Origin of the sequence: Catonella morbi ATCC 51271 (genome assembly GCF_000160035.2) — a bacterium.
GTDB classification, from domain to species: Bacteria; Bacillota; Clostridia; order Lachnospirales; family Lachnospiraceae; genus Catonella; species Catonella morbi.
This window is the reverse complement of sequence record NZ_KI535366.1, coordinates 368,613-393,125: the sequence shown is the minus strand read 5'-3', so window position 1 is coordinate 393,125 and position 24,513 is coordinate 368,613. Positions and strand designations below refer to the sequence as shown.

Here is a 24,513-nt window from a genome sequence, read left to right as displayed (position 1 = left end):
AACAGGTCTAGACTATAGTTATAATGTGAAAAGGGAATTAGGATGATGGAAGATGAGAATAGGAAGATTTTAAGAACCATATTGAATATGGCTTGGCCGGCTATTTTGGAAGCGGTATTTTTTTCGCTTACAGCTCTTGTTGACTCTTATATGGTAAGCGCACTCGGTGAAAATGCGGTGGCAGGAGTGGGAATTACCGCACAGCCAAAGTTTCTCGGTATGGCAGTCTGTATTGCTGTTAATGTGGCCTTATCTGCACTGGTGGCAAGGAGATTCGGACAGCAGAATAAAAGGGATGCAAACAGGATAGTTATAACAGGACTGATTTTTATATCCGTAGTTACGATTTTTATAAGTATACTGGCCTTAGTCTTTGCGGGGAATATTATGGATTTATGTGGGGCAACCTCTGAGACAAAGGAGTATGGAGTAACTTATTTCAGAATAATAATGGGCGGAATAATATTTAATGTCTTGCAGATGGCTATAAATTCAGCTCAACGCGGCATAGGCAATACCAGAATTACTATGAGAACCAATGTGGTCAGTAATATATTGAATATAATTTTTAATTATCTCCTGATAGGCGGTAATTTAGGTTTTCCAAAGCTTGGAATAGCGGGAGCGGCCATAGCGACAGTACTTGGAACAGTGGTAGCAAGCATTATGAGCATAGTGTCAATTACTAAGAAAAGCTGCTTTATTAATATTGGCTATATGATGACTGAAAAAATCAAACCTTCAATATCAGCCCTTAAAAATATTACTTCTGTTGGTTACAGTATTTTCTTAGAACAGCTTCTGATGAGGATAGGTTTTATGTCTACAGCTATTATGGCAGCTAATCAGGGAACTTCACAGATGGCAGCCCATCAGGTAAGTATGAATTTATTAAGTCTTTCATACTCTTTTGGAGATGGTATTCAGTCTACAGTTGTAGCACTAATTGGCAAAAGTCTTGGTGAAGAAAAGCCGGAACTTGCAAAAAAATATGGAATTATCTGTAGGATAGTTGCAATGATAATAGCAGGAGCACTTGCTATAGTATATATAATTGGTGGCAGGGGAATATATTCTATGTTTTTTGATAATCCTCAAGTGGTTGATATAGGTGTGAGCATAAGTCATGTGTTGATAGCAGCCATTCTTTTCCAGATTCCGAGCGTGGTGTATGTAGGTGCACTAAGAGGTGCGGGAGATACACTTTACACAGCCATATCATCTACCATAAGTGTAACCATAATAAGGACAAGTATATCATTTTTCTTTGGTTATGTCCTTAAAATGGGTATAGTCGGTATATGGCTTGGAATAGTGGGCGATCAGATGAGCAGATTTATATTATCCGGAATACGTTTCAGACAGGGGAAATGGACTAAAATTAAGATATAGAATGGAAACTTTATGAAAATAATTGGAAGAATACATACGGATTTCAAGGAAAAATTTGGAATACCCAGACAGAGCGGATTGGTAGAAGAACTGACAGCCAAGATATATTTTGAACCTGAATACAGAAATATAGATGCTTTTAAGGGATTGGAACAGTTTAATTATATATGGCTGATTTGGGAATTTTCAGAAACTGTGACAGATGCCTTTAAGGCAAGTGTAAGACCACCAAGACTCCCAAGAAATGAGCATCTGGGAGTGTTTGCAACCAGGTCGCCTTATCGCCCTAATCCCATAGGACTTTCCAGTGTGAAACTGATTTCTGTGGAAGATACTGAAGAAGGCCCTGTACTTACCGTTGGCGGGGCAGACTTGTTAGACGGAACACCTATTTATGATATTAAGCCGTATTTGCCCTATGCAGACTGCCATATTGATGCGCTTGCGGGATATACAGAGACCACAGGAAAGCATAAATTGCAGGTAGAGGTTGAGGAAAGCGAGATTAATAAGATAAATTCAGATAAAAGAGAAGCTTTAATTAAGGTTCTTGCCGAAGATCCCAGACCTTCATATCAAAAGTCTGATGAAACCAGAGTTTATGGTATGAGCTTTGCAGGTTATGAAGTAAAATTTAAGGTAGTCGGAGAGGTACTTAAAGTTGTCAATATTACTACTACTGTAGAATAAAATTCATTCTACAGTTATAAGAAAATTATATGAATGAGATTGTGTTATTATATTTTTAGATTTATTTAAAAAGGGCTTTCATTTTCCTGTAGAATATATTATGATAGTAGACGCAGGAACACAAGATATTGTACTTTACATCAATAATTAACAATAACTTGTATAAAAAATGCTGAAAACTGCTTGTATCGGGTGGTTGTGGCGGTTCTACAATGTTAATATATTTAAGGGAGCGTGATTGCCGTGAAGATTATCAAAAGAAGTGGTCAGGAAAGTATATTTGACAGCAATAAAATTAAGCTGGCTGTTCAAAAAGCCAATGATGAGGTTGTTGCAGATGATTTAAAACTTTCTGAGGAAGAAGTGCTTAAGATTACAGAGAATGTTACTAAAGTGTGCAGTAGTATGAATAGAGCTTTAAGTGTTGAAGAAATTCAGGATTTGGTTGAAGATGAACTGATGAAAACCGGTAAAACACATGTAGCCAGAAAATATATTACCTATAGATATAAAAGAGCTTTAGTTCGCCAGTCCAATACTACGGATGATCAGATTTTAAGCCTTATCGAATGTGATAATGAAGAGGTTAAGCAGGAGAATTCCAATAAAAATCCTACTGTAAACAGTGTTCAGAGAGACTATATGGCAGGAGAGGTAAGTAAGGACATTACAAGAAGATTCTTATTGCCGCAGGATATAGTAAGGGCACATGAAGAAGGGCTTATACATTTCCATGACAGTGATTATTTTGCGCAGCATATGTACAACTGCTGCCTGGTTAATCTTGAGGATATGCTCCAAAACGGAACGGTTATTTCAGAGACCATGATTGAAAGACCTAAGAGTTTTTCGACTGCCTGCAATATAGCTACTCAGGCTATTGCGCAGATAGCAAGTAACCAGTATGGCGGACAGAGTATTACTCTCAGTCATCTTGTGCCTTTTGTGGATGTGAGCAGACAGAAGTATCGTAAAGAGGTGGCTAAGGAGTTTGCGGCGGCCGGAGTAGAACTTGATACAGATAAGATAAATAAGGTTGCCGAACTTAGAGTACGCGAGGAAGTAAGGCGCGGCGTACAAGTTATACAGTATCAGGTAATCACACTTATGACTACTAACGGACAGGCTCCTTTTATCACGGTATTTATGTACTTAAATGAGGTTCCTGAGGGCCAAATCAGAGATGATCTCGCTCTTGTGATAGAAGAAATGCTTAATCAGCGTATGCATGGTGTTAAAAATGAAAAGGGAGTATGGATTACACCTGCTTTCCCTAAACTCATATATGTACTTGAAGAGGATAATGTAGCTAAAGACAGCAAGTATTATTACCTTACTGAGCTTGCTGCAAAGTGTACATCTAAACGTCTTGTACCTGACTATATATCTGAGAAGATTATGCTCAGAGAAAAAGGTGATGTTTATCCTTGTATGGGATGCCGTTCCTTCCTCACACCTGACAGATTCACGGATGCAGGTGTAGGAAATATAGCAAAAGCCAAGAATTTTGATGATAAAAAACATAAATACTACGGAAGATTTAATCAGGGTGTGGTAACTATTAATCTTGTAGATGTAGCCTGCTCATCTAAGAAGAATGAGGCTGCATTCTGGAGAATCCTTGATGAGAGACTTGACCTTTGTCACAGAGCTTTGAGAGCAAGACATGACAGATTGGTGGGCACACTTTCGGATTCGGCTCCTATTCTTTGGCAGAATGGTGCTATAGCAAGGCTTGCAAAGGGTGAGAAGGTAGATAAGCTTCTTTATGATGGCTACTCAACTATTTCCCTTGGCTATGCGGGAGTCTATGAGATGACCAGATATATGAAGAATGCAAGCCATACTTCACCTGAAGGCAAGGAATTTGCTCTTAAGGTTATGGAGAAGTTAAATGAAGCTTGTAATAAGTGGAAGAAGGAAGAAAACATAGACTATTCAGTATACGGCACACCTTTAGAGTCAACCACATATAAGTTCTCAAAGTGTTTGCAGAAGCGTTTCGGGCTTATCGAAGGAGTAACTGACAGAAATTATATAACCAACAGCTACCATGTGCATGTATCTGAAAAAATAGATGCATTCTCAAAGCTTAAGTTTGAGTCGGACTTCCAGAAGCTTTCTCCGGGCGGGGCCATAAGCTATGTGGAAGTACCTAATATGAGTAATAATGTAGAGGCTGTAATCTCTATTATGCAGTATATTTATGATAATATAATGTATGCTGAGTTAAATACCAAGAGCGATTATTGTCAGTGCTGCGGTTTTGACGGAGAAATTAAGATAGTAACAGATGAGGACGGAAAGCTTGTTTGGGAATGCCCGAATTGCGGTAACAGAAACCAGGATAAGATGAATGTGGCAAGGCGTACCTGCGGTTACATCGGTACACAGTACTGGAATCAGGGACGCACTCAAGAGATAGCGGAGAGAGTTCTTCATTTATGATGAAATACAGTGAAATAAAATATTTTGATATAGCCAATGGACCGGGTGTAAGAACGAGCCTTTTTGTAAGCGGCTGTACCCACCATTGTAAGGGTTGTTTCAATGAAATGGCCTGGGATTTTAATGCAGGCTTAGAATATACTACAGAGGTAGAAGGGGAGATAATATCTTCCCTTTCTCCGTCATTTATTGCAGGTCTTACCCTTCTGGGCGGAGAGCCTATGGAAGTCAGAAATCAGGAAGGCATAGTAGGGCTTGTTAAGAAAATTAAAAATGAAATGCCTGATAAAACAATTTGGCTGTTTTCGGGCTATACCTTTGAAGAATTGCTTGATAGTGCAAATTCACGCTGTCATTGTGAGTGTACAATGGAAATACTTGAAAATACAGATGTACTTGTAGATGGAAAGTTTGTGCTTGAACTTAAGGATTTGAGTCTTAAATTCAGAGGAAGCTCTAATCAGCGTATAATAGATATGAAAAGAAGTATAGCTGAAAATAAGGTGGTTTTGTCTGAGTATATGAACTGATTAAACAGGCCTGAAATTGCGATATTTTATAGGTATTTGGTAATATCACCCCATAATCACAGACCGAAAACAGTTTATTCTACTGTACAATGCGGAATATTAGGTCTGTGATTTATGGTGTGAATAATTTTGAGTTGTTGTTAACCAATCATAATCTTTTGTATATCTTTTCTTAGTGTTACATCCCTAAAAGTTTAAGTTTATTTCATAATATACCTTAGTACGGATTTGAATATTATGCTTAATTTTTCATTTGAATTAAGCAACCTGTCATCAAGAAGGGTATATAACATTTTATCGGAATAATCAGTCCTTAGTATAGGCAGGTCAAGTTCTTCGGGTATTTTTACAAAACTTCCCGAATGTTTGGTATAGCAGTTGGCTGCAGTGGCTTTTGTCTTATTTTCTTTATCTACAAAGGCTGCCAGACTTTTATGAATGACCGTATCTTCTTTTGGAAGATAATAGTAGTTTTTGTAGTCCTTATAAAATAATTTAAGTTCGGTATCAAAGATGTCTAAAGCTAAAATAACTTTATTTCTTGCATTTTCGCAAATTATTTCAAGATAAAAATCATCTTTAGAGAATTTGGTAGTTTTAATGAAATCAAAATCTACAAATGTAGAAAGCACTATTGTATTTATCTTGTCCTTTATCTCATACTTAATATCAAGAGGTTCACCGGAGTTTATAAGCTTACCTATAGCTTGAAGAAAATTATAGAGCTCTGTAAGTTTAGCCATTCCTACCAAGTCATCGCTGTTATGCAAAATAAGAGTCTTATAGATTTCTTCTTTTTCCGGTGAATCGCTGAATCTAAGTTTCAAATACCTTGCATACCATTCTATAAGTTCTCCGCCTGAGAATTTATCCTCCCTGAATATACCAAGATAAGTTTCAGCATCTTTTTGTTTAAGCCCCTTTATCCCAAGAAAACTTTTGTACGAAGAGAATACCCTGTAAAAATCAATTATTTCAAATTTATCTGTATTAAATTCCAAACTATGTTTTTCATATTTTTTTCTGAGGTATGGAAGATCAAAGGTGGTTCCGTTGTAACAAATCAGATACTTTTTATCCTGTAAAAAGTCAGAAAAGGATGTCAGGGCTTCTTTTTCGGAGTTTTTATCTTCCGCGAACCATTGGATTAGCTTCCATTTGCCATCATCATAATATATACAGCCGATAAGATATAGAGCAGTAACATCGGCTGAAAATCCGGTAGTTTCTATATCAAAGTAGATGGTTTCTTCCGGAGGAAGATTATAAGGCGGGACAAAGGTTTCACTGTCAAGTATTTTAGTTTCTGTTAGCATAGTTTTATTATTCCTTTAAGGTGATATTATAAATCTTTATGAGATTATTATAGCAGATATTCCGGTAAAAACTATCTACTGAGATTGAATTATATTCAAACAGTAAACACCCCATACAGAGGTACTGACTTTATCCCGTTTTCAAAGCCGAAATTTTTAGCCGAAAATCTAAATGAAAATTCAGGTTTATACTTATCACTGTATATTTTAAGACTTTTTGATCTTACATTATCTGCGGATTTTACCTCTACCGGGATGGCATTACCACCTGTCTGAATGACAAAATCAACCTCTGCCTTATTAGTTGAAGCCCAATAGTATGGAATTATACCTTTTGCAGACAATTCTTCGGCTACATAGTTTTCAGCCAATATTCCTCTCATTTTATCGGAAATTTTTAGATTGTGCACGATGTTTTCTGCGGGAAGCTCCGACTTCATAGACAGAAGCCCTACATCTGAATAATACATTTTAAAAGAAAGAGCATCTTCATATATTTTTAAGGGAAGATTGCCTTCAGTTACCTTATTACATTTGATTACCACACCGGCGGCAATAAGCCATTGCAAAGCACTTTCATAATCCTTGGCACGGGCATTGCTTCCTATAACCGAATACATAAATTTAGAGTTTTCCTTGGCAAGCTGTGCCGGAAGACTGTTATATGCTGAAATTGATTTGACTGTATCGGAAGGGGTGGAGTATTTTGCCATGTCAGAGATATAAGCATCGGCAATATTACCCTGCACAGCCCTTACAAAATTAAAATCTTTCTTTTCAATATATCGTACTACAGCTTCCGGGTATCCGCCTACAGCGAGATATGTATAATACAGGTTAAGAGCTTTTGTATGGATTGCTTCAGTTAATGGTGAAAAAATTTTTGAAGCGTCCATTATTATATCTCTGAGCGCGGTTTCTCCTAAAGCTATAATAAATTCCTCAAAAGTCATAGGGTACATATTTATGGTGTCAACTTTGCCAACGGGAAAAGAGAAATTGCCCCTGTTAAGAGCAAGTCCGAGGAGGCTTCCGGCAGCAATAATATGATATTCATTGGCAGTTTCATTCATATATTTAAGAAAAGTATGTGCTTTTTCGCAGCCCTGTATTTCATCAAATATAATTAAAGTTTTTTCGGGAATTATTGTTATGCTTTTAAGTATGGAAAGCTCATTAATTATCCGTTCAGGGTTTAAATCTTTTTCAAATACACTTATTAATTCTGAACTGTTCTCAAAATTGCAGTATGCTACATTGTCATACTCCGACTGTCCAAATTCAAGCAGACTATAAGTTTTTCCTATCTGTCTTGCACCATACATGATTAGCGGTTTTCTGGAAGTACTTATTTTCCATTTTTTTAATTGCTCCATAATCATTCTATACATATTTTTATCTCCGTAGTGATAATCATAGGGTTATAGTTTACAATATTTCTATTAATGTAATACTATCTTACATCTTATATATCAATTATGCAAGATTAAACCGCGTTTTTGATACTTAAAATGTGAAAACTATAAAATATCTTGTAAAATGCATAAATGTTTTACCGGTAAAATATGGAAACTCAAGGAAAAATAAAGGTTGATTGAATAAAATACACAAAATACAGCAATAATGAGTCTCGCAATAATAATTAATCTACTATATTTTATGGCGCTTTTACTTAGTGTAACAGTCCCATTTCCTAAGTTACAACATCCCAACCATATAAATCGGAATATAAGTTATATCATCTTCCTCTTTAAAATCCTTAGTATAGATGATATATCTCTCAGAAGTCTTTAACCTGTATTTATCAATAAAATAATCAAAAGATTTATGAGATTTGTATCCGGATGATTTTACCTCTATTGGACATATATTTTTCTTCTTTACAATCAAAAAATCTATTTCATATTTTTTCTCTTTGTCAGACTCATAGGGCGTGTATAAAAACTCGTGAAAATATAAGCTATATCCTCTTTCCCTAAGCATCTGTGCTACTATATTTTCCATTATCATCCCCTGATTTACACCTAATTTATCAAAAATAAGAGATTTATACAAATTTTCATCAGTTTCATCAGCATTTCTCATTATCTGTGTAACTAAAAGCCCGGTATCTCCAAGGTATAGCTTAAAATTGCTTCTATCTGCAAAAAGTTCCAGAGAAATTTCAGGCTTAGTTACATTTATACATTCATTTCCTATCATTGATTCAGCTACAAAATTTACAGCGTCTATATAGTTTTTGTACCTTGCACTTTTATCTACAAGAGAAAATTTAAAATGCGAATTTTTGTTTTCAAGCTGTTCCGGGATTGTTTTATAAATAATAGAAGCTTTATCTTTGTTTTCTTCATCGTATTTGGCAAGGTCTGCTTCATACAAGTCTAAAATGCTTCTTTTTATAAAATCAATTCGTTCAAAAGTTTTTCCTTCCGCAAAAGCTTTTACAGCTTGTGGCATACCTCCAACAGCCATATAGGTACGGAAAGTTTTCATTATTTTTCTATGTAATGTTTCACCTAAAGGCTTTTTATTTTTAAAATTTTCTTCAATTACAGGCATAGTAACCTCATCACCACAGGCCCACAAAAACTCCTCAAAATCCATAGGATACATCTTTAGCTTATATTCCTCAGAAGGAATTAAAATATCTTTGACATTTTTTTTGATTGAAATAAGTGAGCCGGTTTCTATATAATCATATCTTCCATCGGCTACAAGGTATTTGATAGCCTCCCTTGCCTTAGGAAAAAGCTGAACTTCATCAAATATTATTACAGACTTCTTCTCTTTAAGCTTTTTCCCTTTAAGTAAAAATAAATTTCTAAAAAAATTATCTAAATCTCCAATTTCTTCTAAAAAAATATTCTTTATATCATTATTTTCTTTAGCAAAATCAAGCAGGAGATAGTCATCATATTCATTTATTGCAAATTCCGTAACTAGAGTACTTTTTCCGATTCTTCTTGCTCCTTCAAGCATAACAGCAGTTTCCCCGGATGAAAGTTCTTTCCACTCTAAAAGCTTGAAATACATTTTTCTTTTAAAAATCATGTTGCCTCCATGTATCTTATAATATGCATAAATCAAATGTTTATTGAATTTATCATAACTCATTTTCACGAAATTTGCAAATGTTTTATGTTGATTTTTTACGAAATTAAGAAATGTTTTGTCTTGATTTTTCACGAAATCAAGAAATGTCTTAAGCTGATTTTTCACGAATTTTGCAAATGTTCAGTCTTATTTTTTCACACCTAAACTTTGACATAGAGCCCTATTTGTTGTATCATAGAACTGCTTACGTAATGATATTAAATAGATGCAGGAGACGATTTATGATAGCCTCGGTAAAGGGAAAGTTAGAGGGTGTGACAACCGAAAGTGTGATTATAGATGTAAACGGACTGGGAGTAGAGGCTATAGTTCCTACCACAGTTATAAACCTTCTTCCAAAGATAGATGAAAATATAAAGCTTCATACATATTTGCATGTAAGAGAGGATGTAATGCAGCTCTACGGTTTTCTCGAAAAGGAAGATTTGGACTTTTTTAAACTCCTGATTACGGTAAACGGAATAGGACCTAAGGCTGCAATAGCTATTCTTTCATCAATGCCTACGGATATTCTTACCTTTGCCATACTTTCTGAGGATACAAAGACAATACAAAAGGCTCAGGGGATAGGTGCTAAAACAGCAAAGAAACTTGTGCTTGAACTTAAGGACAAAGTAGGTATTATAAAAACACCTCAGAATACCGGCTCTGAAATCTATGATAATGCTGCTTTAACAATAGGAATAAATAGCGAGATAAAAGATGAGGCGGTACAGGTGCTTACGGCTCTGGGTTATAGTCAGACAGAGGCTGTAAAAGCTATAAGCACGGTAGAAATGTATGAAGAAATGACTTCTGAGGAGTTGGTTAAGCTCTCTCTTAAAAATTTGATGTAAAAGGTTAGATTAGATGCAAAACGATACAAAAAGACGAATAATATCAACCATAGCTTCTGAGGAAGATATTAGAAATGACGATACCTTAAGACCGAAGTTTTTGACTGATTATATTGGTCAGAAGAAAGCCAAGGAAATGATGAAGGTATATATAGAAGCTGCCAAAGGACGAAAAGAACCGCTTGATCATGTCCTTTTGTACGGACCGCCCGGACTTGGCAAGACTACACTTGCAGGCATTATAGCCAATGAAATGGGAGTTCATATCAAGATAACTTCCGGACCGGCTATAGAAAAGCCGGGTGATGTAGCAGCCATATTAAACAATCTAAAAGAGGGTGATGTACTCTTTGTAGATGAAATTCACAGACTTAACAGGCAGGTGGAAGAGGTGCTTTATCCGGCAATGGAGGACTTTGCTATAGATGTGGTTATCGGAAAAGGTGCAACTTCAAAAAGCATAAGACTGGAACTTCCTAAATTTACTCTGATAGGGGCAACGACAAGAGCGGGGATGCTTTCGGCACCGCTTCGGGACAGATTTGGTGTTGTAAACAGACTTGAATATTACAATTTAACAGAGCTTGAAACTATAATTATGCGTTCTGCAAAAGTTTTGGGTGTTAAGATTGAAAATGAAGCTGCTCTTGAAATGGCAAAACGTTCAAGAGGAACTCCAAGACTTGCCAACAGATTGTTGAAAAGAGTAAGAGATTTTGCTGAAGTAAAATATGACGGTAAGCTTACAAAAGAGGTTGCAGCCGAGGTGCTTACCTTACTAAATATTGATAATTATGGGCTTGACCATATAGATAGACAGATTCTTACTACAATGATAGAAAAGTTTGGCGGAGGTCCTGTAGGACTTGAAACTATAGCGGTCTCCATAGGAGAAGATACTGCTACAATAGAAGATGTATATGAACCATATTTAATCCAGTCGGGATTTATAGCGAGAACACAAAGAGGAAGGATAGTTACAGACCTGGCCTATACACATTTAGGGCTTAGATAAAATGTTTGGGGTAAAATTATGAATGAAAAAAATGATATCAAAGTAATAATTAATAATAAGCAGTATACTATAAGCGGATATGAAAGTGAAGAATATTTACAGAAACTGGCTCTGTTTCTGAATTCAAAATATACGGAGCTTTCAAAGGAAGACGGATATAAACATCTGGACGATAAACACAAAAATCTTATGATACAACTAAATCTTGCTGATGAATACTATAAAATGGTTGAAAAAAAGGAAGATGTGGAGAAAGAATTAGAAAAGAGAGATAAAGAATTATTTGAGTTAAAACATGAACTCATTTCAATAAAAGAAGAGGAACGAGGGAAAAAACACAAGTAACAGATGGATAAGAAAAAAGAAATTGAGATACTGGCACCGGCAGGCTCCGTAGACAGGATGAAGGCTGCATTTGCCGGAGGGGCGGATGCCTGCTATATAGGCGGTAAAAATTTTGGAGCCAGAGCTTATGCAGATAATCCTGAAGAAAAAGAACTGGTAGATGCCATTTATTATGCGCATGTACATGACAAAAAACTGTATATGACTATTAATACCCTTATCAAAGAAGATGAGATGAAAGGGCTTTATAACTATGTCCTGCCATATTATAAGGCTGGTATTGACGCTATACTTGTACAGGATTTTGGAGTATTAAAATTCCTTCACGAAAATTTCCCTGACCTTGTATTGCATGCAAGTACCCAGATGACAGTATGTGATACGGGAGCAGTAAATCTTCTTAAGAAATTTGATGTAAAAAGACTTGTGCTTTCAAGAGAATTGTCCTTACAGGAGGTTGCTGCCTTTAAGAAAGAAAAAGTAGAGATAGAGTGCTTCGTTCATGGGGCACTCTGTGTCTGTTATTCGGGGCAATGTCTTATGTCGGCTATGAATGGCGGAAGAAGCGGCAACAGGGGCAGCTGTGCGGGACCCTGTCGTATGAGTTACAACCTCTATGCAGGAGATAATTCAAACGGAATTAAACCGACAGGAAGTTTGGAAACTAAGCCATATTTATTAAGCCCCAAAGATATCTGTGCCTTAGATTTGATACCGGATATGGCAGAAGCCGGCATAGATTCTTTTAAGATTGAAGGAAGGATGAAACGACCTGAATACGCAGCACTTACGGCATATTTATACAGAAAATGGACAGATGTATATTTGGAAAACGGAAAGGAATATTTTAATTCTGAAAAGGCTGTAAGAGAGAGAAATTCAGATATAGAAAAACTTTCCGATATATATAACAGAGGCAGTTTTACAAAAGGCTATCTGGTTAATCATAACGGACTTGAAATGATGGCGAATACCAGACCTAACCACAACGGAGTATTTGTTGGAACGGTCAAAAATGTGATTACAAACGGCAGAAAAAATGTAATGATTATTAATGCCGCAAAAGAAATGAATGCCCATGATGTAGTTGAAATAAGGGCTGAGAACAGACCTACCGAGCCTGTTTATGAATTTACACTTAAAGACGGTAAAAGAGCAGGTGAGAATTTTGAAGCCAATTTTACCAAAGGGCTGCCGGTAAAAGCGGGGTTATCGGTATATAGAACTAAAAATGAGAAACTGCTTAACAGTATAACGGAAGATATTATATTAAAGCCGCTTAAAAAGAAGATTAAGGCAAGCTTTTATGCAGAACCTGATAATGTCCTTATGTTGACACTTTTTACGGAGGATACGAGTATAACCGTTAACGGTGCTGTCTGTCTGCGGGCTGAAAACAGGCCTATAGAAGAAAACCGGGTTCGTGACGGGCTTTTAAAGCTTGGAGATACAGAGTTTACAATGGACAGAAATGATATAGAGGCAATACTTGCAGGAGAGGTATTTTTCCCTATGTCTGCTCTAAATGAACTCAGACGTACAGCCTGTGAGGCATTATATCATGCTATAACAGAAAAACAGATGAAAATTCCGGTTATAACATTTGATAATGAATTAAAGCTGTTTCCGAAACCTGTTTTTAAGCCTGATTATGAAATAGTGGTTTCATCCGTAGAACAGCTGAAAACAGTTTTGGAGCTGACTAAAAATGTCAAAGAGCAGGCTGAACTTATTGTTAATCTTGAACTTTTTGGTTTTGCTTATTTGTTGCAGGGACTGGACATGATTGAGGCTGACCTGAGAAAAGCATATATCAGGCTGCCTGAAATATTTAGAAGCAAAACAAAGAAAAAGTATATGAGGTATTTTTCTGAGAATGAGGACGGCTTTGATGTGCTTTTAAGAATTAAAGGCTTTATGGTAAGAAATCTTGAGGAGATAAATTTTGTGAGAGAATTAATTGGCATATCGGATGCTCCTCTTGAAATGATAGCGGACACCAATCTTTATACATTTAACTCCAAAGCCGTAGAAACCCTTGCAGATTTTAATATTCATCATTATACAGCCTCTCTTGAGCAGAGTTTAAGGGAAGCTGAGCTTGTCAGGGATAATATTTCGGTGCCATCCAAGCTTTCACTGGTTGTATACGGAAGAGAAGAGTTGATGGTTATGACTCAGTGTCAGTGGAAAAATAAAGGAGCCTGCGTAAAGGAGTTAAAAAAGGGACAGAAACCGCTTCCCGATGTTCTTTACATAGAAAATAAAAAGAATAAATCTGATGGCGGGAAGGGGAAATTTCCTGTTATAAAAGATTGTGAAAGCTGTACAAACTATATTTATCAGGATGAACCGCTTAATTTATTTGATAAAATGGACGAAATAAAAGAGCTGGCACCTGACTTTTTAAGGTTAGATTTTTCTTTTGAAACGGAAACAGAAGTAAGAGAGGTAATGAAGTTTGCAAAGTTTAATAAGTGAGCTGTCTAAGTATATAATTATAATAATTACGGCTATTTATGCCTATTTGGGCTTCATAGGCTTTGTTAATAATGATAAAAAACGAAATGGTGAGATATACTTTTTTCAACCGGTTTTGATTTTGATGTTTCATTGTGCAGGTTTCTTATGCATATTTTTAAGAACTCCGGAAATTAAGGTTACAATTCTCTACTTTGTACAGGTATTTTTATTTATAATTTCTACATTTCTATACAGAATTTTTTATAAGAAATTGTTTAAGACTTTATTTTTTCATATGCAGTTTCTTATAGCTGTAGGCTTTGTATTTGTAACAAGGCTGAATTATGTATGGGGAGTAAAACAGACTGTATTTGCGGCTATGGCTTTGGCCGTCTGCCTTGTTTTGCCTGTTTTGATTAAGAAAATGGTGATGTTAAGAAACATGGGTTATCTTTATGCGGTCACGGGAATAGGTGCATTGGCCTATGTATTTTTACGTGCAAAAGCTCAATACGGTGCCAAAAACTGGATAAAGATTTTCGGAATAAGCATACAACCTTCTGAATTTGTAAAGATACTTTTAATATTTATGATAGCCTCACTCTTCTATGTTAGTAGAAGTCTCAAACAGATTATAATAACAACCGGACTTACCGCTGTAATGGTACTTTTGCTTGTGCTTAGTAAAGACCTTGGCGGTGCTATGCTGTTTTTTACTACCTTTGTTGTGATGACATACTTTGCAACCGGAAGTGTAAAGCTTTTGGGGCTTTTTACCGGAGGAGGAATGGCTGCGGCAGTTGCCGGATATTATATATTCTCCCATGTAAGAGTAAGGGTACAAGCCTTTGTAGATCCTTGGAAATATATAGATGACAAGGGATATCAGGTTACCCAGTCTCTTTTTGGTATAGGAAGCGGTGGCTGGTTTGGCTTTGGCCTTGGAAACGGAGCACCTAAAAATACTCCTGTAGTGGAAAGTGACTTTATCTTTTCGGGTCTTTGCGAAGAGTTAGGTTTGCTTTTTGGATTTTGTCTGATTCTTATATATCTTTGTACGATTATAGCTTTTATATTATTGGCCTGGCGTACTAAAAATTCTTTTCATCAGCTTGTATCCATAGGCTGCGCTACCATGTATTCATTTCAGACATTCTTATCCATAGGGGGTACTGTGAAATTTATTCCTTCTACAGGGGTAACTCTGCCCCTTGTCAGTCAGGGAGGAAGCTCTATTATTAGTACAATCATAATATTCGGTGTAATTCAGGGACTGTATATAGCGGGAAATAAGAAAGTTATCAATAATGAAGAAGTTGCTGCAAAGCCTATTAAGAAACCTGTAGGGTTTACTTATCTTATAATAGGACTATTTGTGGCTATGGTGGGGTATCTTACATATTTTCAATTCGATACCGCACCCAAGATTATGAATAATGCTTACAATAAAAGGACTGATATATATTCTGCCTTTGTGTCAAGAGGGAAGATACTTTCAGCGGACGGAGACGTACTTGCCTACACGAGGGAAGAAAACGGTAAAAGTGTAAGAGTTTATCCTTATGGGGATATGTACAGCCATATTGTAGGCAGAAATGCATCCGGCAAGACGGGGATAGAAGCTATTATGAACTATGAGCTTCTGACGTCAAATGACAATGTGATAACCAGAGTAATTGAAAGGTTGAATCAGGTTAAAAATAAGGGAGATAATGTGGTTACAACCATAGACAGCAGGCTGCAAAAGTCTCTGGATAATGCACTTAACGGCTTTCATGGGGCGGGTGTGATTATTGAGCCTGAAACAGGCAAGGTGCTTGCAATGGTATCTAAGCCTGATTATGATCCGAATACTGTACTTGCTGATTGGGATACACTTTCAAATCTTCCTGCAAAAGATGCTAAGCTGGTAAACAGGGCAACAAGCGGACTTTATCCACCGGGTTCTACCTTTAAGGTGATTACTGCTCTTGAGTATATTAATGAGCATAAGGACTATGATAAGTTCAGTTTTAACTGTACCGGTGTGTATACAGTTAGCGGAGAGAGTATAGCCTGTTTTGACAGGATACAGCATGGAAAAGAAAACTTAAGGACAGCATTTGCAAAGTCCTGTAATGGTGCATTTGCAAGTATTGGCCTGGGACTTAACAAGAATAAGTATATGAAGCTGGCAGAGAAATTCCTGTTTAATAAAGAACTTCCTTTTGCGCTTACTACTTCAAAGAGCAGTTTTGTGCTAAATTCTTCCTCAGATACGGATGAAATTATGCAGACTTCAATAGGTCAGGGAAAGACTCAGATTACGCCGCTTCACAATGCACTGATTGCCTCTGTGATAGCCAATAACGGTGTGCTTATGAAGCCTTATACAGTGGAGAAAATAACAACTCAGGATGGGAAAATAACAATTCAAAACTTTCTTCCTGAAAAGGTAGGAAAACTTTGTTCGGGGAAAAAGGCTGAAACTCTTAAAGACTTTATGAAGGCTGTAGTTACTGAGGGTACGGCAAGAAAGCTTTCATGGCTTGGTTATAATATTTACGGAAAGACAGGAACTGCCGAATATAAGAAGGAAGACGGTACCAAGGGAGATCATTCCTGGTTTATGGGCTTTGGTGAAAAGAACGGGAAGAAAATAGCGATAAGCGTTGTAGTTGAAGGAGAAGGAAGAGGAAATTATTCGGGAGTTGATGCGGCATATAAAGTATTCGCAAACTGGAAATAATCAAAAATGGAAATTCAACAGGAATTTCCATTTAAAATAAAAAAATACAGGAGATGGGACTTGAACCCACATGATATCGCTATCGTCAGATTTTGAGTCTGATGCGTCTACCATTCCGCCACTCCTGCAAAACAAAAGTATTTTAGCACAATTTTTTAAAATATGCAAGTATCTTGCAGAAAATAAATAAGAGTTGGTTGATAAATTATTTACCTTGAAATTAAATATAACAAGTGTTATAATATAACAAAGTTATTTTTGAAGAAAGGAGGGAAATAAGTTGGCAAATGGCGATTATGAAGTAACTCATAAAAAAATATTAGACTGTGGCAAAAAGATTTTTAAGGAGCAAGGATTTGAAAAGGCTAATTTAAGAGCTATATGCAAAGAAGCCGGTGTGACCACCGGGGCTTTTTATGGTCATTTTGAGGATAAAGAAAGTCTTTTTGCGGAACTGGTAGAACCTCTAATAATAGAAATTAAAAGATACTATGCCATGTATGAGAATAAAAGTTTTTGTGCTTATAAAAAAGAAAAAAAGATAGAAAAAGAAACCATTCAAAGGATTTTGGAGTTAAAAGCACAGGGTGCGATAGATATGGTTTTATATTTTTTTGAGAATAAAGATGTGTTTGAGCTTTTAGTGTTTGGCTCTTATGGAACTAAATATAGCAGTTTTTTGGATGAACTGATAGAAATTGAAGACAAAAATCATTTAAAAATATTAGGTATGATTTATGGTGCAAACCATGTTAATGATAGAATAACAAATAGGGGGATTCATTTACTTAACCATGCATATTTTTATGCCTTATCAGAAATTGCTGTACATTCTGAGGACAGAGAAGAAGTAAAACAAAATGCAATTTTAATTTCAAACTTTTTTAATGAAGGATGGGGGAAAATACGAGGTTTGTAAAGATTTTTTTTTGCGTCAAATATAACTTAGTTATATTTGGACTCAATAAAACTATATTTTTTTATTTCAATAACTAAGAAGAATATTATTTCTGGATGATAAACAGAAGAATATTAAATAAAAAACCAGGAGGAAGTATTATGAAATTAAAAGGTATCGTGAAGGTAGCAGTATTTTCTGTTATTGGATTTGTGTTGACAATGGGATTGGGATTTTTGACAGGAACATTTGGAATGATTCCAAGTTTGTATTTGTCTTCAGCATTGCCAACGATTATTGTTGCACCTGTTTTTGTAATTATGTGTAAACAGGTTGCAGAAAGAGGAACGGCTTTTTTGTACTTTTTATTGATAGGAGTGTTTTATGTTCTTATGGGCATGTGGCCTGTAATTGCGATTTGTGCTATTGCAGGGATTCTAGCGGAACTTGTAATTGGTAAGAAAGAAAACTATGTAGAAAAGAATATGAAAGTTGGAGTTGCTTTTGGGACAGGCATGTTTATTTATTCTCTACATGCTATGTATTTTACTTTTGTATTTGGTGTCGAAGGACTTACAAAGCAATTTCCAAAGATGTTTACAACGGATTATGCAACGTTTCTTAATGACTTTTACACACCTAAGAATATATCAATCTGCTTATTGATTGCTGCTATTGCATCTATTATAGGAGCTTATTTTGGAACATATATTTACAATAAATTTTTTAGTGATAGGAAGAAAAAAAGTGTTTTGTAAAGGCAGAAAAAATAACAAAGAAAAATACCGACTATCAAATAATATCACCCCACTTACTATAGTGGGGTTGATCTTGATGTTTTCGGTGGTTTTAACAGTGGGAGAACAATTTCAATATTTTATTACACTTATTTTTGCATTGGGATTGTTGTTTCTGTTTACCTGTAAAAAAACCTTTAAGGCTATATGTACAATAATAGTTATATGGGGAATGGTTTATCTGTTAAAACCGTTCTTGGGAAATGTTTTGGTTGGTTCAATATATACAATGTTGCTTATAGTTTTAAAGTTTTCTCCTATTTTTATTTTAGGAAGAGTGTTATCGTCATATAGTTCATCCCATTTGTTGGCGGCATTTAGAAAAATAGGAGTTGGAGGCTGTGCCGGTATAGGAATTACAATATTTTTTCGATTTGTTCCGGAAATATCTATCCGAATGAAAGAAATTAGAAACGGAATGAAAATAAGAAGATTTAAAGTAAGTATCTTTAAGCCGATAAAGTCATTTGAATTATATTTTGTTCCACTAATGTATAAGTGTATTGATATAAGCGATACATTGACTTGTTCGATTATATCTAAGGGGATTGAATATGATGGTAAAAAAACATGTTTTCACGAAATTAAATTTAGTGTTTTTGATATTTTAATATTAGTGATCGGTATAGCATTAGTTGGAGTGAGTGTATGGAAAATATTTTAGAAGCAGAAGTACAATCCTTTTCTTATGGAGAAGATTTGATACTGAAAAATTTAAGCCTATCTGTAAAAAAAGGAGAACTTATTATATTGACAGGTCTTTCAGGGTGTGGGAAAACCACACTTTTAAGGCTTTTAAATGGGTTGATACCATCTTTTTACACCGGTGATTTAAATGGTGAAGTCAAGTTATTGGGGAAAGATATAAGTTTATATAAAAAAGGAGAACTTGCAAAATATATAGGTAATATATTTCAAAATCCTAAAGACCAATTTTTTTGCGATGTAGTTGAAGATGAAATTGTTTTGGTTGGTGAAAATTTAGGTTTAGAGAGAAAAATCTTAAAAGAAAAAGTTGAAGAAGCAATGAATTTACTCGAAATAAGTTATCTAAGAAAAAAGTCTGTTTTTGAATTATCCGGAGGTGAAAGACAAAAAGTAGCAATAGCAGGAACTCTTATTTATGACACAGAGATTATCTTTTTTGATGAACCGTCAAGCAGTTTGGATTACGACAGTATAAGAAAATTTACTGAAGTTCTTATTAACTTAAAAGCATTAGGAAAGACAATCATAATAGCCGAACATAGACTTTACTACCTAAAAGATATTTTTAGCAGATTGGTCTATATCAAAGATGGAACAATACAGGATGTTTTTCAAAAAGGACAGCTTAATAATAAAAAGTGTAAAGAGCTTGAACTAAGAACACTTAATGAGAAGGAGCTTGTGTCAGAAACGGAGCCTGTGGATAATAAAATCTGTATCAAAGTCGATAAAGCTAATATCCATCAGGGCAAAAGAGTGTTGATAAAAGATTTAACTTTTGATATTAAAGAAAAAGAAATCATGGGAATCATCGGCTCTAACGGAATCGGTAAAAGCACACTTGCAAGAGCATTGTGTGGACTTTCTGAAAAACATTTAGATGTGAGCTATGCGAAGAACAAAAAGGAAAGAGTAAAGAATTCTTATTTAGTTTTACAAGATGTAGATGCTCAGATTTTTTTAGACACTGTAGAAAATGAATTGATATTTTGTAAAGACAAAAATTCAGAAAGTGATTTGGAAGAAATCCGTAATTACTTAAAAGCAACAGATTTGTGGAATAAGAAGACCAATCACCCACAGAAATTGTCCGGTGGACAAAAACAACGATTGGCAATTATTACATCCTTTTTATCAAATCGCAAGCTGATTGTTTTGGATGAACCGACATCAGGCCTTGATTATAGAAGTATGAGGATTATGTCTGAACTAATTATAAAAAAGGCGGAAGAAGTTCCGATTATTATTATCACTCACGACTTAGAATTGTTATTTAAGACCTGCCACTTTGTTTTGATGATTGGCGACAGGGATTATAAAAAAATAGCTGTAAAGGGTAACGAAAATATGATAATGGACTTCATGAATAAAAAAGAAAATTTGTTTAAGGAGGCAGGGTATGTTAAATAAGGTTTTTAACTATGCAGGCTCGCATAAAAAATCTATACATTTAGCAAGCTTTATTATGCTCATAAGTGTATTGATGGGTGTTTTACCTTTTATATTTGCATATCAAATTATAAATCCGCTTATTTTAGGAGAACAGTTGGAATTTTCCAAACTTATTATCTTGTTGTTAAGTATTTTGGGTTGTTTGGTTTTACAAGCTGTTTTGGGTGGATTGGGACTTAATGTATCACATAAAGCAGCATATAACACACTGTTTGGGCTTAGAGTGTCTTTACAAAAAAAGATGGATAATCTCCCTTTAGGCGTGATTGAAGAAAAAGGAACCGGTACTATCAAAAAAATGTTTGTAGATGATATTGGCAGCTTAGAAGTTCTTTTGGCACACTCGTTGCCTGAAGGACTTGCCAATTTAGTGGTTCCGGTAATAGTTTACATTGCGTTGTTTTTCATTGATTGGAGACTTGCGCTGATGTCATTAGCGTCTATTCCACTTAGTATTGTTGCAATGATGATTATGTATTCCGTAGGTATGAAAAAAATGGAACCATATTATATGGCAAGCGGAAAAATGAACAATACTATTATAGAATATGTAAACGGTATGGAAGTAGTAAAGGTATTTAACAAAGAAACAGAATCTTATAAAAAATTTACAGAAGATATTAGTAATTATAGGGATTATGCACTTGCCTGGTATAAGACCGCCTGGGGCTGGATGGCATTATACAGTGCCTTACTTCCATGCACAATTATATTGACATTGCCACTGGGAGGATATTTTGTCTATATGGGTTATGCAAATCTTTCTGATTTGATATTGGTATTATGTCTTTCATTAAGTATTGGGTTGCCATTGCTTAAGGCTTTGAGCTTCTTACCAACTATGCCACAGCTTAATTATAAGATTTCAGCTTTGGAACAGGCATTAAATATGGAGCCTATACAGCAAGGCAAAGAAGAGTTTAAGGGAACAGATAAAACTGTTTTTTATGACAATGTTAGTTTTGGCTACCAATTAAGCAAGATGGGTGAAAACGGACAGTCTGAAAACTATATTAAGGATGTCATTCATAATCTAAGTTTTATAGCAAAGTCCGGAGAAAAAACAGCTATTGTTGGGGAGTCTGGTTCCGGAAAAAGTACCTTAGCTAAACTTTTGATTCATTACTATGATGTATCAGATGGAAGTATTAGTATTGGTGGTCAAAATTTACAAGATATGAGTTTAGAAGCACTTAATAAACAAATCTCTTATGTAGCGCAAGACCAGTATTTATTTAATACATCTCTTTTAGAGAATATTCGTGTTGGAAACTTATCTGCCAGTGATGAAGAAGTAATGGAGGCAGCGAGAAAAGCACGGTGCATGGAATTCTTAGATAAACTTCCAAAAGGTATTCATTCTTTAGCAGGTGAAGCAGGTAAGATGTTATCAGGAGGAGAACGTCAAAGAATATCACTTGCAAGGGCTATTTTGAAGAATGCTCCGATTATTGTTTTAGATGAAGCAACAGCATACGCAGATCCGGAAAATGAAGAAAAGATGGAAGCTGCTATAGCTGAACTTGTGAGAGGAAAGACTCTGATTGTTATTGCTCATAAGTTGCCGTCTATCATAGATGCAGATCAAATATTGGTTATGGATAAGGGACATTTAGTTGCAAAGGGGAAACACCAGGACTTATTGGAGTCTTCGGCAGAATATCGAAAACTATGGAATGCAACCATGTTTAGTAAGGATTGGACAATCAGTAAAAATAAGGAGGGTGTGAAATAAATGTTCAAGTTAATTTCAAGAATTTTGAACTTATCAGGAAAATATAAGATTAGAATTCAATCGGCATTTTTATTTGCATTTATTGAATCTATATTAAGCAAAATACCTATTTTTATTGCATTTACTGTTTTAATAGGATTTTATGAAAAAACAGTAACTCCCCAAACATTCCTACAGGTAGGAATCGGACTTATTATGATAGTTCTTGCTCAAGCACTGGTTCATTTCTTGAGTGATAAATTACAAAGCGCTGCCGGATTTATGATTTTTGCTGATAAAAGAATGGAATTAGGTAATCATCTCAGAAAACTTCCAATGGGTTATTTTACAGCAGGGAATTTAGGAAAAATCAATTCTGTTTTAAGTTCAGATATGGCATTTATTGAAGAAGTGTCAATGAGTACCATTGCTAATATGATGAGTTATGTATTATCTTCTTTTGTACTGACTGTATTCCTGTTTGTTATGGATTATAGAATTGGGCTTATCGCAGTAGGTATAATTACTATAGCAACATTACTTGCAAACAGAATGAATAAAATGTCCCTATCAGAAGCGGTTATCAGACAGGAACAAGGTGAAAAATTAACTGAGGCTGTATTATCCTTTGCAGAAGGAATGGGTGTTATCAAAAGTTACAATCTTTTAGGTGAAAATTCAAAATTACTTACAGATAGTTTTGAATCATCGAAAGATACATCCATAAAGTTTGAAAAGAAAATAACTCCTTGGATAAGTGGGTTGAATATTATCTATGGAATCGGAATTATTCTTATTTTGGCTGTAGCCTTATATCTTTATACTCATGGAGCATTAGGACTTCCCTATGTTTTAGGATTGCTTTTGTTTCTATTTGATTTATTTAGCCCTTTGAAAACCCTATATGGAGAGGCTACAAGACTTACAGTTATGAATGCTGCTTTAGATCGTATTGAAGAAGTGTTGAATGAAGCAGAGCTAAAGGATACCGGGGAAAAGCAATTACCGTCAAACATTTTATCTGAACCTGAAATTAGATTTAATCATGTGAAATTTTCTTACGATGATAAGGAAGTTTTGCATGATGTGAGTTTTGATATACAAAAAAATACAATGACAGCTCTTGTAGGTCAGTCCGGTGGCGGGAAATCCACTGTAGCTAATCTATTGGCGAGGTTTTGGGATACAGATTCCGGTGAAATATTGATTCGGGGAGTAAATATTAAAGATATTTCACTTTCAGAATTGATGTCAGAAATCAGTATGGTTTTTCAGAGAGTGTATTTATTCCAAGATACTATTTTTAATAATATTGCTATGGGAAGAGAGAATGCGACAAAGGAAGAAGTTATAGAAGCTGCCAAGAATGCAAGGTGTTATGACTTTATTATGGCTCTGCCGGACGGATTTGACACTATGGTTGGAGAAGGTGGTGCAACACTGTCAGGTGGTGAAAAACAGAGAATTTCTATTGCCCGTTGTATTTTGAAAGACGCACCGATTGTAATTCTTGATGAGGCAACGGCAAGTGTAGATGTAGATAATGAAAGCTACATACAAGAAGCAATCAGCGAATTGGTAAAGAACAAAACATTATTAGTGATTGCACATAGATTAAATACCGTCAGAGATGCCGACAATATTATTGTGATTAAAAACGGAAGTATTGCGGAACAAGGAAATCACCAAAGTTTAATGGATTTAGACGGAATCTATAAAAATATGGTTGAACTACAAGGAAAGAATAAAGGAATAAAAATCTTATAGAAATACATATATAGTAGGCAGCATTACATAGGGAGTTAAATATTTAATTGATTTATAATTGAGACTGTCACCTTAACAAATATAATTTTGTTTAGAAGATAGTCTCAATTTTTAACTAATAAGACAGGTTAAGTTATAACAGGTTAAACCGGTTTTTAAAAGAACTGTTATTGACAAAAAAACACTCGGATTATAAGATAAAATATCCTGAAATTTTGCAAAAATGTTTGATTTATGTTAAACTTAATTGGTTTAGTAGTGATGGTATTGATTAGATAGAAATTATGCATTATATAAATG

At 35.2% G+C, this 24,513-nt stretch carries 18 protein-coding genes and 1 tRNA gene; 15 read left to right on the top strand and 4 right to left on the bottom strand.

Annotation, left to right across the window (positions count from 1 at the left end; translation table 11 throughout):
• The first annotated feature begins 42 nt into the window (after nucleotides 1–42).
• The 4 genes from GCWU000282_RS01830 to nrdG all read left to right on the top strand — a co-directional run bounded on the left by GCWU000282_RS01830 (nucleotide 43) and on the right by nrdG (nucleotide 5,060).
• Nucleotides 43–1,392 (top strand): MATE family efflux transporter, encoded by a 1,350-nt coding sequence (locus GCWU000282_RS01830; protein WP_023353282.1) that lies wholly within the window; start codon nucleotides 43–45, stop codon nucleotides 1,390–1,392.
• A 12-nt stretch (nucleotides 1,393–1,404) separates the two neighbouring features.
• Entirely contained in the window at nucleotides 1,405–2,082 is a 678-nt protein-coding gene (gene tsaA, locus GCWU000282_RS01825; protein ID WP_023353281.1) for a tRNA (N6-threonylcarbamoyladenosine(37)-N6)-methyltransferase TrmO, read from the top strand.
• Nucleotides 2,083–2,325: 243 nt separating this feature from the next.
• A complete protein-coding gene (nrdD, locus tag GCWU000282_RS01820) occupies nucleotides 2,326–4,530 on the top strand; it encodes an anaerobic ribonucleoside-triphosphate reductase (RefSeq protein WP_035038999.1) in 2,205 nt (734 codons plus the stop codon).
• Complete coding sequence (gene nrdG / locus GCWU000282_RS01815) at nucleotides 4,530–5,060, top strand: anaerobic ribonucleoside-triphosphate reductase activating protein (RefSeq protein WP_035039365.1); 531 nt, start codon at nucleotides 4,530–4,532, stop codon at nucleotides 5,058–5,060. Before nrdD ends, nrdG begins: the two co-directional genes overlap by 1 nt.
• A gap of 200 nt (nucleotides 5,061–5,260) precedes the next feature.
• Here the strand turns inward: nrdG and GCWU000282_RS01810 are convergent, their stop codons facing one another.
• From GCWU000282_RS01810 to GCWU000282_RS01800, 3 genes are all read right to left on the bottom strand, one after another.
• A complete protein-coding gene (locus GCWU000282_RS01810) occupies nucleotides 5,261–6,376 on the bottom strand; it encodes a ribonuclease H-like domain-containing protein (protein WP_023353278.1) in 1,116 nt (371 codons plus the stop codon).
• A gap of 95 nt (nucleotides 6,377–6,471) precedes the next feature.
• The gene (locus GCWU000282_RS01805; RefSeq protein ID WP_035038996.1) at nucleotides 6,472–7,767 is read right to left on the bottom strand and encodes an ATP-binding protein; all 1,296 of its coding nucleotides are present in this window, start codon (nucleotides 7,765–7,767) and stop codon (nucleotides 6,472–6,474) included.
• Nucleotides 7,768–8,074: 307 nt separating this feature from the next.
• Nucleotides 8,075–9,427: an ATP-binding protein gene (locus GCWU000282_RS01800; protein ID WP_035038993.1), complete on the bottom strand. Its 1,353-nt coding sequence runs from the start codon at nucleotides 9,425–9,427 to the stop codon at nucleotides 8,075–8,077.
• Nucleotides 9,428–9,711: 284 nt separating this feature from the next.
• On the opposite strand from GCWU000282_RS01800, the gene ruvA reads away from it, so the two are divergent.
• From ruvA to GCWU000282_RS15695, 5 genes are read left to right on the top strand one after another with little or no spacing between them, the layout of a single operon-like run.
• The gene (gene ruvA / locus GCWU000282_RS01795; RefSeq protein ID WP_023353275.1) at nucleotides 9,712–10,326 is read left to right on the top strand and encodes a Holliday junction branch migration protein RuvA; all 615 of its coding nucleotides are present in this window, start codon (nucleotides 9,712–9,714) and stop codon (nucleotides 10,324–10,326) included.
• Between the two features lie 13 nt (nucleotides 10,327–10,339).
• Nucleotides 10,340–11,341, top strand: a complete 1,002-nt coding sequence (gene ruvB / locus GCWU000282_RS01790) for a Holliday junction branch migration DNA helicase RuvB (RefSeq protein WP_023353274.1) — start codon at nucleotides 10,340–10,342, stop codon at nucleotides 11,339–11,341.
• Nucleotides 11,342–11,359: 18 nt separating this feature from the next.
• Nucleotides 11,360–11,686 (top strand): cell division protein ZapA, encoded by a 327-nt coding sequence (locus GCWU000282_RS01785; protein WP_023353273.1) that lies wholly within the window; start codon nucleotides 11,360–11,362, stop codon nucleotides 11,684–11,686.
• Between the two features lie 3 nt (nucleotides 11,687–11,689).
• Complete coding sequence (locus tag GCWU000282_RS01780; protein ID WP_023353272.1) at nucleotides 11,690–14,167, top strand: peptidase U32 family protein; 2,478 nt, start codon at nucleotides 11,690–11,692, stop codon at nucleotides 14,165–14,167.
• Nucleotides 14,148–16,877 (top strand): FtsW/RodA/SpoVE family cell cycle protein, encoded by a 2,730-nt coding sequence (locus tag GCWU000282_RS15695; RefSeq protein WP_023353271.1) that lies wholly within the window; start codon nucleotides 14,148–14,150, stop codon nucleotides 16,875–16,877. The genes GCWU000282_RS01780 and GCWU000282_RS15695 overlap by 20 nt, the downstream gene beginning before the upstream one ends.
• Before the next feature lie 45 nt (nucleotides 16,878–16,922).
• On the opposite strand, the gene GCWU000282_RS01765 is transcribed toward GCWU000282_RS15695, so the two are convergent.
• Nucleotides 16,923–17,005, bottom strand: a tRNA-Leu gene (locus GCWU000282_RS01765).
• A gap of 152 nt (nucleotides 17,006–17,157) precedes the next feature.
• On the opposite strand from GCWU000282_RS01765, the gene GCWU000282_RS01760 reads away from it, so the two are divergent.
• From GCWU000282_RS01760 to GCWU000282_RS01735, 6 genes are all read left to right on the top strand, one after another.
• Entirely contained in the window at nucleotides 17,158–17,796 is a 639-nt protein-coding gene (locus GCWU000282_RS01760; protein WP_023353270.1) for a TetR/AcrR family transcriptional regulator, read from the top strand.
• 140 nt (nucleotides 17,797–17,936) lie between these two features.
• The gene (locus tag GCWU000282_RS01755) at nucleotides 17,937–18,533 is read left to right on the top strand and encodes an MptD family putative ECF transporter S component (RefSeq protein ID WP_035038990.1); all 597 of its coding nucleotides are present in this window, start codon (nucleotides 17,937–17,939) and stop codon (nucleotides 18,531–18,533) included.
• Complete coding sequence (locus GCWU000282_RS01750) at nucleotides 18,475–19,236, top strand: energy-coupling factor transporter transmembrane component T (protein ID WP_242828917.1); 762 nt, start codon at nucleotides 18,475–18,477, stop codon at nucleotides 19,234–19,236. Before GCWU000282_RS01755 ends, GCWU000282_RS01750 begins: the two co-directional genes overlap by 59 nt.
• On the top strand, nucleotides 19,221–20,690 hold the full coding sequence (locus tag GCWU000282_RS01745) for an ABC transporter ATP-binding protein (protein WP_023353267.1): 1,470 nt from the start codon (nucleotides 19,221–19,223) through the stop codon (nucleotides 20,688–20,690). The genes GCWU000282_RS01750 and GCWU000282_RS01745 overlap by 16 nt, the downstream gene beginning before the upstream one ends.
• Nucleotides 20,680–22,467, top strand: a complete 1,788-nt coding sequence (locus GCWU000282_RS01740; protein WP_023353266.1) for an ABC transporter ATP-binding protein — start codon at nucleotides 20,680–20,682, stop codon at nucleotides 22,465–22,467. The genes GCWU000282_RS01745 and GCWU000282_RS01740 overlap by 11 nt, the downstream gene beginning before the upstream one ends.
• Nucleotides 22,468–24,213, top strand: a complete 1,746-nt coding sequence (locus GCWU000282_RS01735; RefSeq protein ID WP_023353265.1) for an ABC transporter ATP-binding protein — start codon at nucleotides 22,468–22,470, stop codon at nucleotides 24,211–24,213.
• Nucleotides 24,214–24,513 lie beyond the last annotated feature (300 nt).